This is a genomic window from Bradyrhizobium sp. Crot121 (assembly GCF_059512385.1).
This window is the reverse complement of record NZ_JCAMOR010000089.1, coordinates 1-15,871: the sequence shown is the minus strand read 5'-3', so window position 1 is coordinate 15,871 and position 15,871 is coordinate 1. Positions and strand designations below refer to the sequence as shown.

At 62.0% G+C, this 15,871-nt stretch carries 12 protein-coding genes and 1 pseudogene; 2 read left to right on the top strand and 11 right to left on the bottom strand.

Annotation, left to right across the window (positions count from 1 at the left end; genetic code table 11):
• Positions 1-12: 12 nt before the first annotated feature.
• The 4 genes and pseudogenes from AC5ZGW_RS39620 to AC5ZGW_RS39605 all read right to left on the bottom strand — a co-directional run.
• Positions 13-693, bottom strand: coding sequence for an AfsR/SARP family transcriptional regulator (locus AC5ZGW_RS39620; protein ID WP_245287500.1), 681 nt, complete (start codon positions 691-693; stop codon positions 13-15).
• A gap of 589 nt (positions 694-1,282) precedes the next feature.
• Positions 1,283-1,954, bottom strand: a complete 672-nt coding sequence (locus AC5ZGW_RS39615; RefSeq protein ID WP_245474947.1) for a tyrosine-type recombinase/integrase — start codon at positions 1,952-1,954, stop codon at positions 1,283-1,285.
• 693 nt (positions 1,955-2,647) lie between these two features.
• On the bottom strand, positions 2,648-5,785 hold the full coding sequence (locus AC5ZGW_RS39610; RefSeq protein WP_245474948.1) for an ATP-binding protein: 3,138 nt from the start codon (positions 5,783-5,785) through the stop codon (positions 2,648-2,650).
• Positions 5,786-5,851: 66 nt separating this feature from the next.
• Positions 5,852-5,977: pseudogene (locus AC5ZGW_RS39605) on the bottom strand (double zinc ribbon domain-containing protein); the annotation flags it as partial.
• A 453-nt stretch (positions 5,978-6,430) separates the two neighbouring features.
• Between AC5ZGW_RS39605 and AC5ZGW_RS39600 the strand changes: the two are divergent.
• Positions 6,431-7,525 (top strand): hypothetical protein, encoded by a 1,095-nt coding sequence (locus AC5ZGW_RS39600; protein WP_130228650.1) that lies wholly within the window; start codon positions 6,431-6,433, stop codon positions 7,523-7,525.
• 31 nt (positions 7,526-7,556) lie between these two features.
• Here AC5ZGW_RS39600 and AC5ZGW_RS39595 read toward each other — a convergent pair whose 3' ends face one another.
• From AC5ZGW_RS39595 to AC5ZGW_RS39585, 3 genes are read right to left on the bottom strand one after another with little or no spacing between them, the layout of a single operon-like run.
• Positions 7,557-8,318, bottom strand: coding sequence for a TfuA-like protein (locus AC5ZGW_RS39595; RefSeq protein WP_130228651.1), 762 nt, complete (start codon positions 8,316-8,318; stop codon positions 7,557-7,559).
• On the bottom strand, positions 8,315-9,592 hold the full coding sequence (locus AC5ZGW_RS39590) for a YcaO-like family protein (RefSeq protein WP_130228652.1): 1,278 nt from the start codon (positions 9,590-9,592) through the stop codon (positions 8,315-8,317). The genes AC5ZGW_RS39595 and AC5ZGW_RS39590 overlap by 4 nt, the downstream gene beginning before the upstream one ends.
• 24 nt (positions 9,593-9,616) lie before the next feature.
• Positions 9,617-9,850 (bottom strand): hypothetical protein, encoded by a 234-nt coding sequence (locus tag AC5ZGW_RS39585; RefSeq protein WP_130228653.1) that lies wholly within the window; start codon positions 9,848-9,850, stop codon positions 9,617-9,619.
• Positions 9,851-10,255: 405 nt separating this feature from the next.
• Between AC5ZGW_RS39585 and AC5ZGW_RS39580 the strand changes: the two genes are divergently transcribed.
• Positions 10,256-11,776 (top strand): ABC transporter substrate-binding protein, encoded by a 1,521-nt coding sequence (locus AC5ZGW_RS39580; protein ID WP_165435445.1) that lies wholly within the window; start codon positions 10,256-10,258, stop codon positions 11,774-11,776.
• On the opposite strand, the gene AC5ZGW_RS39575 is transcribed toward AC5ZGW_RS39580, so the two are convergent.
• From AC5ZGW_RS39575 to AC5ZGW_RS39560, 4 genes are all read right to left on the bottom strand, one after another.
• Positions 11,733-12,755, bottom strand: coding sequence for an ABC transporter ATP-binding protein (locus AC5ZGW_RS39575; RefSeq protein ID WP_130228655.1), 1,023 nt, complete (start codon positions 12,753-12,755; stop codon positions 11,733-11,735). The two genes, AC5ZGW_RS39580 and AC5ZGW_RS39575, sit on opposite strands and share 44 nt — an antisense overlap.
• Positions 12,752-13,732 (bottom strand): ABC transporter ATP-binding protein, encoded by a 981-nt coding sequence (locus AC5ZGW_RS39570; protein ID WP_130228656.1) that lies wholly within the window; start codon positions 13,730-13,732, stop codon positions 12,752-12,754. The genes AC5ZGW_RS39575 and AC5ZGW_RS39570 overlap by 4 nt, the downstream gene beginning before the upstream one ends.
• Positions 13,732-14,547 carry an ABC transporter permease gene (locus tag AC5ZGW_RS39565; protein ID WP_245474949.1) on the bottom strand — a complete coding sequence of 272 codons (816 nt, stop codon included), beginning with the start codon at positions 14,545-14,547 and terminating at the stop codon, positions 13,732-13,734. The genes AC5ZGW_RS39570 and AC5ZGW_RS39565 overlap by 1 nt, the downstream gene beginning before the upstream one ends.
• A 68-nt stretch (positions 14,548-14,615) precedes the next feature.
• Positions 14,616-15,530: an ABC transporter permease gene (locus tag AC5ZGW_RS39560; protein WP_130228658.1), complete on the bottom strand. Its 915-nt coding sequence runs from the start codon at positions 15,528-15,530 to the stop codon at positions 14,616-14,618.
• Between the last annotated feature and the right edge of the window lie 341 nt (positions 15,531-15,871).

Sequence of the window (15,871 nt, the reverse complement as noted above, 5' to 3'; positions counted from 1 at the left end):
GGGAAGGGGAAGCTAGTGCGCGGTGCGTGAGGCGGGACAAATGCCGGCCACGCGCTTCGCCAACGCCTCATCCGGGGCCACGCCCAGCTCGCAGGCAAGGCGCTTTGCCAGCGAACGGTAGCACTGGACCGCCTGGTAGCGATTGCGCTGGGCGAGATATGCATCGATCAGCGCTTCGGCCGCCGATTCGCGCAGCGGCTCGGCGGCGAGCGCGGCGACCCCCGCCTGTGCTGCCAGCGCGAGATCGCCACACGTCGTCATCATCCGGCAGGCCGCCTCGAGCGCCTCCACCCGCAGCAGGCGAAACGCCTCCTGCCCGGCGATCAGCCACTCCTCATGCCAGCCGGGCAGAACGTCGTTCGATAGCAATACGATGTCCTCGAAGGTAAGCGCTTCGCCCTTGAGGGCACGGGCCGCGATGGCCTGCGCGCGCGAGAAATCGACGTCCGCCGACAGCACCAGCTCGTCGCCCATGGTCTCGATCCAGCCGCGCGGAACGTGCCACAGCGCGCGGCGGAGGTTGGCTCGGCCCGCGTCTTCGGCGAGATCCAGCCAGAGATTGCTGGCGGCTGCGGTGCGCGAGACCGGCCGGCCTTGAAGCGCGAGAAAGGCGAGAAGCCGGCGCGCCGGGAGCGAGAGGCGAACCATCGGGTAGACGCCAAGCCGCCCGAGAATGGCGACCTTGCGCTCCACTATCCTCTCACTGATGCCCCCCGTCATGAAGAGCCTACCTGGTCGCGAGATTATGAACAGTTCGACCGAGCTCTGGCCGGCCGAGTAAAATCTTCTGTTGGGCAGTTCGTATTCCGGCCGGTCCTTAAACTCTCGACACTAGGCTGACAACCGGCGTGGAATGGTACGCCCGCCGCCCATCGTGGGCAACAAATCGGGTTGGAGCCCGAGGCCGGGACTTAGCGACAGATTTAGTCGCGTTTTACTGTTCAATAGCGCGGGTGCGTGCGTATGCCGAAAACCGTGGTCGAACACTGTGGCTAACACGAGGCCTGGTGGCAGTTCGCCGCGAGCGCAGAATTTGCCGCAGATATCGCACATGGGCGTGCCCAGTCCTGTGCACATGTGAACCTCACCACAACTCCGACACGCGTTGATCAAAATCAGGCTCGACGGATTTGCCGCCAGAGCATCCTGTGCTCGCGTGAGGGATGCGCGAGGCGGACGAAGAACCCAGAGCAAATTCCGACCCGGACAGTCGCCCGATGCAGATGCTTTATCTCTCGATCAGTTCGTACCGTAGCGGTGTTTTCTATCCCGATAGTATGAACTAGTTCATTCTTGAGCCGCAACCAGAAGCTTCACGTCGAGCATGGCGGGTTCTATGCAAGGATAGGTTGCAAAAATGAAGCGGCGCACGCATCTGACAAGAGTACTGCCTTGACCGTCTGAGGAGGACGCGGCTGTTCACGCAAGCTATCTGTGTAGTCGACCTGTACGAAACTTCGCGCGGCCTTCGCCTCAAGGTTAACTTCGGCCAAAGTGTCCGGGACAAAGACATTCCAAAATTGATGGCGCTGCATGACCTGCGGAAGGCAGCTCCTACGGACTTCGAGTGGTAAGGAAAAACGCGTCCGAGGCCGCGCGTGAGAATCCGCTGCTCTAGCATAATCTGCCAGGCATCGTACCCGGTCGAATTGAGGAGAGGAACCACTTGGTCGTTCCCGTCTTTGCGTCGAGGATCTTTGCGGTCGCGAATAGTGACGGTTCGCTTCGACATGTCGACATCAGACCACTCGATGCGGCAGATCTCAGCTTGGCGCATCGCGGTCGCCACAGCAAAGCGAACAATTCTACCGAGTGGTAGATACTGTTGGGCGTTAGATTCGGTGTATCCGATCAGTCGATCGAGTTCGTCTTGACTAGGGCGCCGATCTCGTTCGTTTGACTTTCCGATGAACGCCGTGATCTCGCAGCGCCGTGCTGGACATGGCCCACCCAACCCTGCGATCGCGGCACCGAATATTGCGCTCGCTTTCGATTTTCCGCGACAGAAGTCGGTTTCGCTCGACCTGTAGCACGAGGTCTTTCAGCATCCCACGTACGAGCGTAAAGCTCCGCTCGCCCAAGGCTCACGAACTGCCTAAGCGTAAGATTGGATCAGATATCGTAGGTTTGGTCGGTGTGGGGAAAGGCAGTAGCGCTCCACTGACTCGAACCCCCGACTTTGGGCGAGACCATTTGAGCCTCGGAGTTCGCATCATGCGGAATGACGCCATAGCTATTGGGATCTAGTTGGACCTAGGTTGCCGGTGCTAGCTTAAACTTGCCCATGATGGATCGGAGCGAGAGTTGAAGTTTTTCAATTGGTTAGAAGGCGGCGTGTGCACGATGTGTGCACCGCGAGATCAAAAATCTAGAAACATGCTGCGCCCATCCGCGCCGGCAGGTGGGCGGCAGGGCGAGACTAGTTCTGAGAGGTGAATTGTAGGCGCTTGTATGGTCCACGAGTGTGGTCCAAGATCGCGTTTGGCGGCCATCGTCTGCGGCGAAAAGCCCCTTCGGACCAAGCGATTGGTCAGATCAGCGAGACTGGCTGGGGAACTGGAGGCTTCGCTACGATCTGTTACCTCCGGAGTTCCTAAATTCTAAAAAGACAATCGCCGAGAAGCAGCTTGGCCTGGACGCATTGCTCTTAGTGGCCCGGTATGCCTTTGACGTCCAGCTCGTCCAGGAGCATCTTGGCATCGCTGAGATCGGGGGTATCGAATCCCTCCGTGAACTGACCATAGATCTGCCGGAGAAGGTCGCGCGCCTCACCGCGCCGCTCCTTGTCTTGCCACAGACGGGCAAGATCTGTAGCGGCGCGGAGCTTGAACGCCAGCGCCCCTTGCCGATCGGCAGTTTGGATGGCCTGCAATAACCGTTGTGCGGCCTCCGCGGTTGCTTCGCCGCCGCGAGCCGCGAGGCATGCACCCGCCAGACGATGCGCTTCCGCCTCGAACAGGCGGTTGCGGCTGGTCGTGATGACGTCGAGTGCCTCCTGGACAACTTGCTGCGCGCGGTCGACTTCGCCGGCCTTCAGCAGGGCTTCCGCGAACACCAGGAGCTCATACTCGTAATAGAAGCGTCGCACCGACTGCCGTGTGGCCTCGACGGCATCCTCCATGCGCTCCAGACCCTCCGACACCTGCCCGGATTGAAACACGGTCCAGCCCAGAAGGAGCGGGCACACCACGAACATGTTGCTCCCTTGGTCGCGGCCGATGCGTATCGTCAGCTCGGCATATTCGCGGCACGGCTCCGGGGCACGAAGCATTTGTCGAAGCGCCGCTGACCACCATGCCGCATGGGCCAGGCTCGGAGGATGGCCGAGCCGCTTCCCGAGTTCGAGCGCAGCAACCGACATTTGCATCGCCTTGCCCGCAAACCCGGTGACCCAGAGCGTGATGGCGTTGTGCGCATAGGCGCACACACCCGTATCGTGACCACCATAATCGTAAGCATGCGCGTGATGACGCTCGGGATTGTACAGCGCGATGCCACGCTCGGTGTCGGCAAGGGTGATCGAATTGAGGCCGAGCACGTGGGAGTTCGCCCAGCGCGAATGATAGGCCTCAAGCATCAGATCGGGATCAGCGAGCCGTTCGGCCACCTCGACGACCTCGTTGGCCATTCCAAGCGCCTGCTCGGTCCGCCCGGTAATCAGGTTCGTGTACCAGTTCCCCCACATCGCTCGGAAGAGCTTCTTGTCATCGCCCAGTCCGCGACCGAGCGTAACGGCTCGGGCATAGTGATCGACGATCTCGTGCCCCGCCGAACGAAAACCGCGCGCGATAATCAGGGCGGTCCCGAGCCCAAGCCGGATGTCGAGCTCCTGCTGCCAGCGCTCCGCCGAATCAGACATCTCCTCCAGAAGCCGCAATGCGTTGGAAAAGTGCTTCAGCGCCTCGCTGCCGGCCGAACGGCGCAAAGCCAGCTCGCCGGCGCGCTGCCAATAGATCGCGGCCTGCTTCCTCAAGCCAGCTTCGGTGCGGTGGCGCGCCACTACTTCCGGCTGGCTCTCGACAATCTCCGGAAAGATATCCTCGATCGCTTCTGCAATGCGGGCATGCAGGCTTCGGCGGCGGTCGCGCAACAGCGTGCTGTAAGCTGCATCCTGCAGCAGGCCGTGCTTGAACAGAAAGTTCGACCGCGGCAGCTCGCCGCGCTGGAAAATGAGGCCGGCCTCGACCAGCCGGCCGAGCGTCTCCTTGATCTCCACCTCAGGCCGCTCGGCAACTTTGGCCGCAAGCTCGTAGGAAAATTCTCGGCCAATCGTTGCGCCAATCTGCGCGATCTCCTTGGCCGCGGGACCGATCCGGTCAAGCCTCGCCATCAAGGAGGCGTGCAGGGTCGGCGGGACGGAGAGCGGCATGTGCGACGTCGACGATCCGGCCCGCCGAGCCGGGCCGGCTTCCACCACGGTCTTGGTTACCTCCTCCAGGAACAATGGCACGCCGTCACCGCGTTCGACGATTTCTCCGATCAGGTCGCTCGGCAATGACTTCGCCTTCGCAGCGAGCTGTCGAACCAAGGCTTCGCTGTCGTATCGGTTCAGACGATTGAGCGTCAGCATGGTAACGTGCGGCTGATCTGCCCATGGCGCGACAAAGTCGGGGCGAAAAGTTGCGATCAGCATGACGCGCATGCGCTCGATCCGACGGATGAAGAGATCGAGCAGCTCCTGGGTGGTCGGATCAATCCAGTGCAGGTCTTCAAAGATCATCAACACTGGTTTTTTCTGCGGCAACGCGGTGAGCTGCCGCTGTAGCGCTTCAAAAGTTTCCTCCCTCCTACGTCGCGGGTTGTGCTCCACAGCGGCATAGCGTTCGGTGGGCAATAGCAAGAGTTCAGCCAGGAGCGCCACGTCCCGCTCGGCCGCAGAAGTTTCAGCCATTAGCGCTTCCAGCTTGTCCAGCTTTACCGCGGGCGTGTCTTCCCGACCGAACCCGGCTGCCCGCTCAAGCAGATTGATGACCGGGAACAAAGCGCTGTCCTGATGGTGAGGCGAGCAGAAATAGTGCAATTCGATGTATTGCTCCACATCAAGCGAATCCCTGAGTGCCACCGTCAGGCGTGATTTGCCGATGCCGGCTTCGCCGGAGAACAGGATGACGCGTCCTTCGCCGGCTCTTGCCTGTGCCCAGCGGCGGAGCAAAAGCTCGGTCTCCTCTTGGCGATCGACGAACGGTGTCTCGGCGGAACGCAGCGCCTCGAAACGACTCTTGAAGCGGTTCTCGCCCAGCACCCGCCAAGCGCGTTGAGGCTCTCTAAAGCCCTTGAGGTCATTGAATCCAATATCCTCCAGCGCAAAGACCGACCCGACTTGTCGGCGCGTGCCATCGGCAATTATAATTGTGTTTGGCTCCGCCAAAGCAAGCAGCCGGGCGGCGAGATTTGGCACCTCGCCCAGAACATCCTTGTCGTTTCCTGGTCCGATCAGGTCGCCTACGACCACGAGTCCGGTGGCGATGCCGAGCCGGATCTGAAGCGGCTCGGAGCCCTCCAATCGTCCGATGCCTTCGATCAAAGCCAGGCCGGCCCGCACGGCCTGCTCGGGGTCGTCTTCGTGGGCGTCCGGGTAACCGAAATAGATGAGAACACCGTCACCCACGCGGCGGGCGACAAAGCCGCCGAACCTGGGCACGATCTCTGCAACGCGCTTCTGGTACGCGCCGATTACTTCATGAAAGTCTTCGACGTCGAGATGGACAGACAACGCTGTCGAGCCGACAAGATCGCAGAACATGACAGTGAGGTGGCTGCGCTCGGCAAGCGCGGCACGGGGCATCGCCGGCGTTCGTTCGGGACTTCGAATGACCCCGCCCGAGCCCGTGAGGCTCGTGCCGCATTTGCCACAAAACTTCGCGCCGGGCGCTTCGCTGTTGCCGCAGGAAGGACAGCTGAGCACCAATGCCGATCCACACTGACTGCAGAACCTGGCGAGTTCTGAGACGTCTGCGCGGCAGTTAGGGCACTCCATACCACACCTTACTCTAGCGGATTAAGATAGCACAGCCGTCGTTCTGCGCCCACCCGCAGCAAGATCGGCTCTGTGGTGCGACTTTCCCCTGTCGCAGATAAACTCGAAAGCATTATTGTCATAATAAAATACGTCGCTGGACGAAAATGAGGGCTGGCACGGGCTTGGTTACCCACGCAACCTTTCACTCAGTTACAGAACGTAACCGCGCTTTATGGCGCGAGGGTGGTGTGAATTGCAAGCCGGAGCGGCCGGTTATGCCGGCAGGCGACGAGCCGAGCGGCCAGCACGAGCAAATTAGACTTGTACTCCCGCTCGGCGTGGTTGTTGAATAGGCGTTAGGGCAGGGCGGCTTATTCCACGAATGCGTGGCCATCGGCTGTCCCCAGAACATATCCGAGCGTTAGGCCGGCAATGTCACCGGTCCCGCCGAGGAGGATTGGAGGCGTAGCGATGAAGTCGAGCGCGTTGTTTCCTTTCGTCGTTCTGATGATGGCCGCCTGTTCGGTGCAGGCCGCCGAAAAGCGTAAGCTGACCGACCCCCCGGTCAGTTTTTTCCAAGGGACGTGTGAGAGCGACCCCGACGGCAAGAAGTTTGCAGCGAAGGCCTGCTACACCTCGTATTATCCGGGGAGGGCGATTACCCGTAGCCGGTACCGGCCCCCGACCTGCGAGGGCACGGTGAGCGATCAGCAACGGGACATGCTGGCAAGGGCGTATAGCCGGGCGCCAGACTACATGAAGGGTAAGCTGTGTCGATTGACGCAGATGTTTGTGACCGGTTTCAGCATGGAAGGCCCGATGGGTTGGGGCTTCTGGGAAGGTCCGGACCGCCCGCCGGGTAAAGGCGTTTACCTGGCCGTCTCTAAGTCCGAGCTTGAGATGAAACAGTCGGTCGCCGAGGGCGAGAACGCGACCGTTGCCATGCTTCTGGGCCTGCAACCCGGAGGCGAAGGGATGGGAGCGGGGCTGGTGGGCTTGCGATCGGCCGCTCCTGCTGATCCGGAACTGACGGTTCTCGCCGGAATTGCTCACGAACTCGGTCACGCCTTGGTCGCCGACACGAATGCGGATGGGGTGAGGAGGGCCCACCCGCGACGTAAGGTGAGTGGTCCACCGCAAAGTGCATGCTTCGAGGATGCTTTTATCAATGCATCCTGGGATTCGGGGCGATTTGAGAAGAGTATGCGGCGATGGGTAGACTTCGGCAGGCAATACAACAACAGACAAAAAAATCCCGACATCCGAGTTAGCCTGCGCCGACTGAGGACTCTGGCTAAGGCAGGCAATTTCAACGCAGTAAATGATGCGATCAGGAAAGTGTACCGCAGCAGGGAATTCGTCATTTTCAGTGGGTCGACTAACCCATGGGAAGACATGGTCACGACGTTCACGTACAAGGTGCTGGCGGATACCATGCCGAGCCTGTCAATTGAACTCCAGCTCGATGGTCAAGACATTAACGTGCTCGGCCTGCTCAAGTCCGAGGTTGTCGCAAAGAAGGTAGATTGCTTGAGCGCCCTCGGGTTCTTGACAGGGCAGCCGTGACCGGAACGGCTTGGAGGGTGTAAAGCCCAGCTCAGGGCCGCGTGTGCAATGTGCGACCGGTTGCCCGCTCGATCAGTTGGCGGGCTTCCTCCCAAGCGAACGTGTGGGCGACCTGGTAGCATACCTCAAGGGGGGGCACGCCGCGTTCGAGATGGGCCATCATGGCGTGAAGCATCTCTTCCGCGTCGATCCGTTTTTGATCGAGTTGTCCGCGAGGAAGCCAGGCAGCGAAGCGATCGAGCGCGTCCGACGCAAGCCTGCGCGCGGTTGCAGCCTTCACGATCGCCTCATAGGTCCTGTCCTTGTAGAACAGCGACTTGGCGACCTCGACCAGCGCGGATGCGACGTCCGGCTCCACGATACCTGACTGGAGCGCATGCTCGAGGGTGGCGCGCACATTCACCATAGCCTCGGTGACCTGGACATAGTCGACCTCGGCGGGCCCGTGCAGAACCGCGACTTCGTCGTCATCGGTCAATTCGCCGGTGCGGTACTGCCGATAGATGTGGCCGACGCCCTTCATGCCGAAATCGGCGAGCTCCGCGGCCCGCAGCGCGCCAATGCTGGCGGCGCCGTACACATGGATGCCCTGCGACATGGCCCACAGGATTTCCTTGTGCCAGACAGTCGGGACGGTTTCGAAATAGCCATCTATGACGCCGATTAGCGCCGGTTGGTCCAGCGCGGCCAAATACAGGTCGCCGCGCTGCAGGGGGGGCCGCCATTCAAAGCCAGCGATGTCTGGGCGCATGTATGGCGGAAATGACGGGCCGGCAAAAACGATGGCGGTCATTCGACGTCACCGCCAGCGCGTCGCGCCCGAAAGCCCGGGACATAGCGGGGATGGGTGCAATCCCATTCGAGGCCGGGGATCACCATCCTCACGACGGGGATGCCGAAGTCTGGGCGCGTCAAATCGACCGCGATCGCCCGCTCCACACCGACGGTGCGCAATCGCTCTAGCGCCCATCGCAGATCGGCCGTTACGTCATCGCTATCGAAATTCGGCAGGTCGGCAAACGCGCGCGCCTCGGCAGCCCGCGACAGGGCGTCCAGCAAGGCTGCACCCAATTTATCCTTTGCCGATTCCGTGTAGTCTAAAAGATCGTCCCGAATGCCGGCGATATAGGTGAGCCGGGTCTGTGCGGCCTCGGTCATTGCCCGGGCGAGCGCAATGGCGCGGTTGGGGTGGCAGCCAGCTCCTCGAAATCGTCTCAAGTCTTCGGATGGTTCGTCGATCGCAGCAGGAATGTCACAAATGAATGCGGGAATTCCGATATCGGACGTGACGTCCCAAAGCCGCGGCGCAATGCGCGCGCGTTCGTATTGATCGAGCAGCCTCCGGCAATCTTCATCGGCGATGGAGCCGACATCCAATCGGCAGCGCGAGCGCGCGCGGATGTCCTGCGCGTGCCAGCCCGCAACGGCGTCGCGCTCGACGAGTTCGCAAATAGCGGAGCAGATCGCTTCGGCAAGATGATTGCCGGCAGCTAGTCCATTGGTGCCGGAAAGAAAATGCTCGCCGCTGTGACTGGTCGGCAGCGTGTAGTCGGTATGCACCACTTCCCAAGGCACCCAGCAGGGTTCGCGAAGAAGCAGATCGTAGCCCCCTATCCAGGCGATCTCGGTTCGATCGGGAAAGGGGACGCCGGTGCCGCAAAGCGAGGCGGGGGATATCACGCGGGCCTCCTCTGAGAGCTGACGGAAGCTCGCGACGACCGTGCGCTCCGTGAGGTCCTCTCCGTGAAACAGCTCGATCGCTTCCATCATGGCGGAGGCGAGCGCCTGGGAAAGATCGAGACCCTTGCCTTGCGAGACCGAAAATGACCGCGAGTTCGGGCGAACGGCAACGGTGACCGGAATTCCAATTCGATCCAGTCCCGTCACATTGCCTACACGGGTGATCCCGATCCGCCGCGCTGCGGGCGCAACGCGGGCCAGGGTCTCTTCCGGCGTGGTTGTCCGATGCGTTCCGCGCTTAAACGATTTGAGAACAGGGCCCTGGAGGCTACTAGCCAAGCCGTTGAGATGCGGCTGCTGCACGGCGACCGCGATCCTAGCGACCAAGGTCGCATTGCCGTGGCAATGGGATCATTTGCCGTTTCCTGTACTGCTCGTTGCCCGGGAGTTCTTGGGCTTCGCGCCTTTGCCGCTTCCGCCGCCGCTCGCGACGATCATGGAGCCGACGGGAACGGATACCGACCGTCCGTCAGCCTCATCCCGCAAAAGCTTCTTCAAATGTGCAGCCTCGGGGGTGTCGCCCAAGTGCAATTCTTCGAATGTGCGGCCGTCTTGCGAGATGAAAATCTTCTCGCTGTCGATCATGATGGCGACTTCGTCTGACCTTGAAGCGGACCGGCTCGACGGTTCTGCCGCTGCCCCGGACGACCGGAGCTCCGGCCTGTCCGCCCGAGCATCGCCAACGACTGCTCCGAAACCCAGCAACAGTGCGCCCCAAGCCGGCAGGTATGACCAGATCTTCCTCAGCTTCGGGTGCGGCATGTGACCCCCCTCACACGGGCAGATTGTACGTACCCAATAGAACACAACCCGGTACCGGGAAGTCAAGTGAGACCGGCCAAGAACCCCAATTCGGTCCCGTCACCGGTCCTTGAAGATCGGGGGGCTGCGGCACCAACTTGCATCCAGTGCATAGGCGCGTGTTGCTTCTGCTATCGAGGTGGAGTTTCCTCAACACTTGGTTTTTGGATAGGGTCTGGACAAATGCGATTGGATATCTGGCTTCGGAACGCGGTACCGGCCGTCTGCATGGCACTCGCCACGGTCGCCCCGGCGTTTGCGCAGAAATCGGCTGACACGCTGCGCATCACATGGCGCGATGCCATTCCTGACATCGACCCATACTACAATTCGCAGCGCACCGGGATGGTCGTAGCGTTCCAGGCTTTCGACTGCCTGGTCTATCGCGACCCCGTGACTATGGAGATCAAACCTGCTCTGGCCACCTCGTGGCAGCAGATCGATCCGACCACGATCGACTTCACCCTCCGCCAAGGCGTCACGTTCCAGAACGGCGACCCGTTTACCGCCGATGACGTGGTGTACACGATCAATACCATCATCCGCGACAAGCGGGTGGCTATCCCCGCGTACTACTCATCCCTCGCCGGCGCCGAGAAGCTCGACGGCTTTCGGGTGCGCATCAAGCTGACCGGCGTGTCGCCGGCCGTGTTGGAATACCTGGCCATGGTGACGCCGATCTGGCCGAAGGCCTATCGCGAGAAGCTCGGCCCCGACGGCTTCTCCCGCGCTCCGATCGGCACCGGCCCCTACAAGATCACCAAGGTCGACGGCACCACTCAAATCGACATGGAGCGGTATGACGGTCATTACGCCGGCAGCCCCAAGGGGCGGCCCGCCATTCGCTTCATCAAGATCCACCAGGTGCCGGACGCCACGACCGAAATGACCGAACTCCTCGGCGGCAAGGCCGATTGGATCTGGGGCTACAATGCGGACCAGTTCGCCAACATCGCCAAGATGCCAAATCTGGAAGCGCTCCGGTTCGGGACCATGCGGGTCCATTTCATGACCATCGACGCGGCCGGCCGCACCGGCGCTGGCAATCCGCTGACCAAGCTGAAGGTCCGGCAGGCGATCATCTCGGCCATCGACCGCCAAACCATGGCCAAGCAGCTGATCCAGGGCGATTCCCAGGTCATCGACTCGCCGTGCTTTCCGAGCCAGTTCGGCTGCGACGTCTCGGCGGCCGTCAAATATCCCTACGATCCGGCCAGGGCGAAGCAGCTTCTGGCCGAGGCGGGCTATCCGAACGGCTTCGACACCGAGCTGATCTCCTATAACACGCCGCAGATCAACGCTGCATTGCAAAACTATCTCAAGGCCGTCGGCATCAACCTGCGGATCCAGCAGCTCCAGATCGGCGCTGCGATCCAGAAAGCAGAGGCAGGCGAGGCGCCGCTCTACTGTGGCAGTTGGGGCAGCAATTCCATCAACGACATTTCCGCCTTCATGCCCTATTTCCTCGGCGGAGGACTGGACGACTACGCGCGCGATCCCGAGGTGCAGGAGCTCCTGAAAAAGGCCGGAGCCACCCTCGATCCGGAAGTGCGCCGCCAAGCCTATAGCGAGGCGATCAGGCTCGCCACCGAGCGTGCCGATTTCGTGCCCCTGTTCAGCGCCGTCCGCTACGTCGCCTTTTCAAAGCACCTGGTCTTCGAGAGCTCTAAGGACGATCTGCCGCGCTTCTATCTGTCGAGCTGGAAATAGGCCATCGGACCGTCTCGCCGGATAGGTCCGCAACCGCCAGCAGACATTCGACGAGACGTCCGTCCTTGCGGATGTTGTCCGGAGCCGTTCCCGGGCATTCCGAAAATGCCTTCGGGCAGCGCGGGTGGAAACGACAGCCCGAGGGTATGTTGGTCGGATCCGGGTAGGCGTCGCCGAGCCCCACCTCCGGGACGCCCAGCGCCGGATCGGGCGTCAGCACCGAGGCCAGCAGTGCCCGGGTATAGGGGTGCATCGGCCGGCGGAATAGGTCTTGCGTCGGTGCGTGCTCGACGATCCGGCCGAGATACATCACCGCCACCTCGGTCGCAATATGCTCGACCACCGCGAGATTGTGGCTGATGAAGAGATAGGTCAGCCCAAGCTCGCGCCGCAGCTTCGCGAGCAGGTTGAGGATCTGCGCCTGTACCGACATATCGAGCGCGCTGGTCGGCTCGTCGCACACCACGATGCGCGGAAGCAGCACCAGCGCGCGCGCGATGGCGACGCGCTGCCGCTGGCCGCCGGAGAGTTGCCCGGGCAGTCGTTCGGCCATCTCGCTGGAGATGCCGACGCGCGCAAGCATCTCCATGACGCGGTCGGTCCGCCGCGGCTTCGGCAGGTCGCCTTGCGAGGCCAGCGGCAGGTCGACAATGTCGCGAACGCGCTGGCGCGGGTTGAGCGAGGAGAACGGGTCCTGGAACACGGGCTGGATCAGGCGGGCGCGTTCGCGCCGATCCATGGCGCCGAGGCTGCGCCCATCGATCAGGACCTCGCCTGCGGTTGGCGGCAACAGGCCCATGATCAGGCGGGCAAGCGTCGACTTGCCGCAACCGGATTCACCAACCACGCCCAGCACGTCGCCTGTGGCAAGCGAGAAGGTCACTCCGTCCACGGCGCGCACCGCGCTACGCGCACGCCCGAGGCCGCCCCTCTGCTGGAATTCCTTATAGACATTGCGGACTTCAATCGCGAAGGTCATGCCACGGCGTTCCGCTTCCAGTTCGGCGGCAGTCGGCAGCGATAGAAGTGATCGGCGCCTACATCGCGCAAGCGTAAGGTCTGGGCGCATTCGGCCGTAGCCAGCGTGCAGCGGTCGCGAAAGCCGCAACCCGAAAAGCCCGGCGCTATGCGAGGGACCACGCCTGGAATGCTGCCCAAGGGCTCGCCAGCCTTGGTCATGCCGGGCACGGGGATGCAGTCCAACAGACCTCGTGTGTAGGGGTGCGTCGGCGCCTTGAAAATCTCTCGGACGGGACCGCTCTCGACCATTTCGCCTGCATACATCACCGAGACGCGCTGTGCCATCCGCGCCACGATCCCGAGATCATGGGTGATCAGCAGCAGAGCCAGGCCCAATTCCTCCTGCAGCTGTTGCAGCAAGCGCAGGATCTGTGCCTGCACCGTGACGTCGAGCGCGGTGGTGGGCTCGTCGGCGATCAGCAATTCCGGGCCGCACATCAGGGCCATCGCGATCATCATGCGCTGGCGCAGACCACCGGAGAGCTGATGCGGATATTGGGCGAGACGCATTCCCGGCGCCGTGATGCCGACGCGCGCCAGCAATTCGGCCGCCCGATCCAGGGCTTGGCGCCGCGTCGCTCGCCGATGGCGCTCGAAGACCTCGGCCATTTGCGAACCGATGGTATAGGCCGGGTTCAGGCTCGTCATCGGCTCCTGGAAGATCATCGCAATCTTGTCGCCGCGCAGGCGTGCCATCTGCCGTTCCGACATCCCGAGCAGGTCGTGCTCGCGAAAGCGGATGTGATCGGCGCTGCGGATGGCGCCACGTGGCAACAGGTTCATCACCGACAAGGCCGAAATGGATTTGCCGCAACCCGACTCGCCGACGACGCAGTGCGTTTCGCCGCGCCTAAGCGTCAGCGATACACCCCGCACTGCCTCCATCCGCGGAAACGACACGCGCAGATTGGCGATGCTGAGCACTGCGTCTCGCATCACGAGCGCCATTGTCGCAGGTCCGCACGCAGCATGTCGCGCAGTCCGTCGCCCAGCAGGTTGATGCCGAGCACCAGAACGAACAGCGCAACGCCGGGGGTCACGATCACCCATGGGCTGAAGAACATGTACTCCTTGGCTTCGGCGATCATCAGCCCCCAGCTAGGCAACGGCTGGGGAACGCCGAGCCCGAGGAATGACAAGGCCGCTTCGAGCAAGATCGCGAGCGCCATTTCCAGCGTCGCCACCACCACCAGGTGGTTGGCGATGTTGGGAAGCACCTCACGCAACAGGATGTGTGCGCGCGACGCGCCGGCAGCCTGGGCGGCGGCAATGTAGTCGAGGTTGCGCACCTGCATGGTGGTGGTGCGCGCCACCACCGCAAACCGTTCCCACAGCAGCAGCCCGAGCGTTAAAATAACCACCGCAAGCGAGCTGCCGACCAACGCCACTACCGTCAACGCCACCAGGATCAGAGGGATGGAAAGGCGGCAGGTGATCAGGAACATCATGACGGCATCGGTCCGCCCGCCATAGAACCCGCCGAGGATGCCAAGCGTGGTGCCGATGATGCCTGACGTGACCACGGTCAGTACCCCGATCAGAAGCGAGATGCGCGCGCCGTAGATCAGCCGCGACAGGTAGTCGCGGCCGATCTGGTCGGTGCCCAGGAGATGCGTCGGTTGGCTGCCCTCCATCCATATCGGAGGAATGAGGCGCATGTTCAGATCCTGCGCGAAGGGATCATGCGGTGTCAAATAGGGCGCAAAGATCGCGACCACGAAGGCGGTGGCGACGATCGCCGCCCCGAGCACCGTGGCGAGATCGCCAAATGCGGGCAGCCGCCACCGGCTCGACAAGGCTTGTGAGTCGTGAGCCGTTTTCACGCCCGTAACCTCGGGTCGAGCAGCGCATTCATCATGTCCGCCAACAGGGTGAGTGCGATATAGATGATGGCAAGGAACAGCACGACGGCCTGAACCACCGGAAAGTCGTTCTTGGTGATCGATTCCCAGGCGAGGTAGCCGACTCCCGGCAGCGCGAACACCGACTCCGTCACGACGGAGCCGCCCAGCATGAAACCGAGCTGCACCGCTGCGATCGAGACCACCGGCATCGCTGCATTGCGCAGGGCATGCTTGAGAACAATCGTCGACCAGCTCAGGCCCTTGGCGCGCGCGGCGCGGATGTAATCCGCGGAGAGCGCCTCGATCATTCCGGACCGGGTGAGGCGCATCACTGCAGGGATTGCGGAGAAGGCCAGCACGAACCCCGGCATGATGTAGCCCTGCCACGTCTCGACGCCCGATATCGGCAACCATTGCAGGTTCAGACCGAACACGACGATCAGTATCAGTCCCAGCCAGAAGCCCGGCATCGCCTGCCCGAGAAGCGCCACCAACATGATCCCGCGGTCGATCACCGAGCCCTCCCATACCGCGGCCAGTATCCCCAACGGCAGAGCGATCAGCAGCGCGATGGTCAGTCCGGTTAGGCCAAGGGTCAGCGTCACCGGAAGCCGGTCGCGGATCAGTTCCGAGACTGGGGCGTGGAAGAGGTAGGACCGGCCGAGGTCGCCCTCGGCGGCGTGGCCGGCCCAATCGAGAAACTGCACCACCAGCGGCCGGTCGAGGCCATAGTTTTTCGTAATGATCGCAATATCCGCGGCCGTGGCGTTTGGTCCTGCGATCGACGCGGCGAGATCGCCGGACAGGCGTGTCAGCATGAAGCTGACGACCAGGACGGTGAGGCACACCAGCGCGGCTAGCCACAGCCTGCGGAGGATAAACGACAGCATTGCCGACAACTACGGCAGGCGATGGATAACGGCAAGTTCGGGATGCAGGACAATGGAGCGGTCACGTCTAAATTTGAGTGCTGCGTAGAAAATGTTCGCAGAATGCCTGTTGCCCCACCAGCCCGACCACGATTGCAAGTAGAGGCGGACACGGCACGAAACCGAGCTGAGAGCACGTCGGCGCGCCCGCGCCTATCTCCGCGCTCGATCAGCAGTTGATAAGTTCTCGAACTGTCCGGGCACCGGAGAGCGAGGTGTCAGCCCCCTAGGTCGCGTGGACAGTTATGTTAGCCAGAGCAGAGTTGCGGCGATAGCGACGACAGCGAAGTAATTTCGTGCGG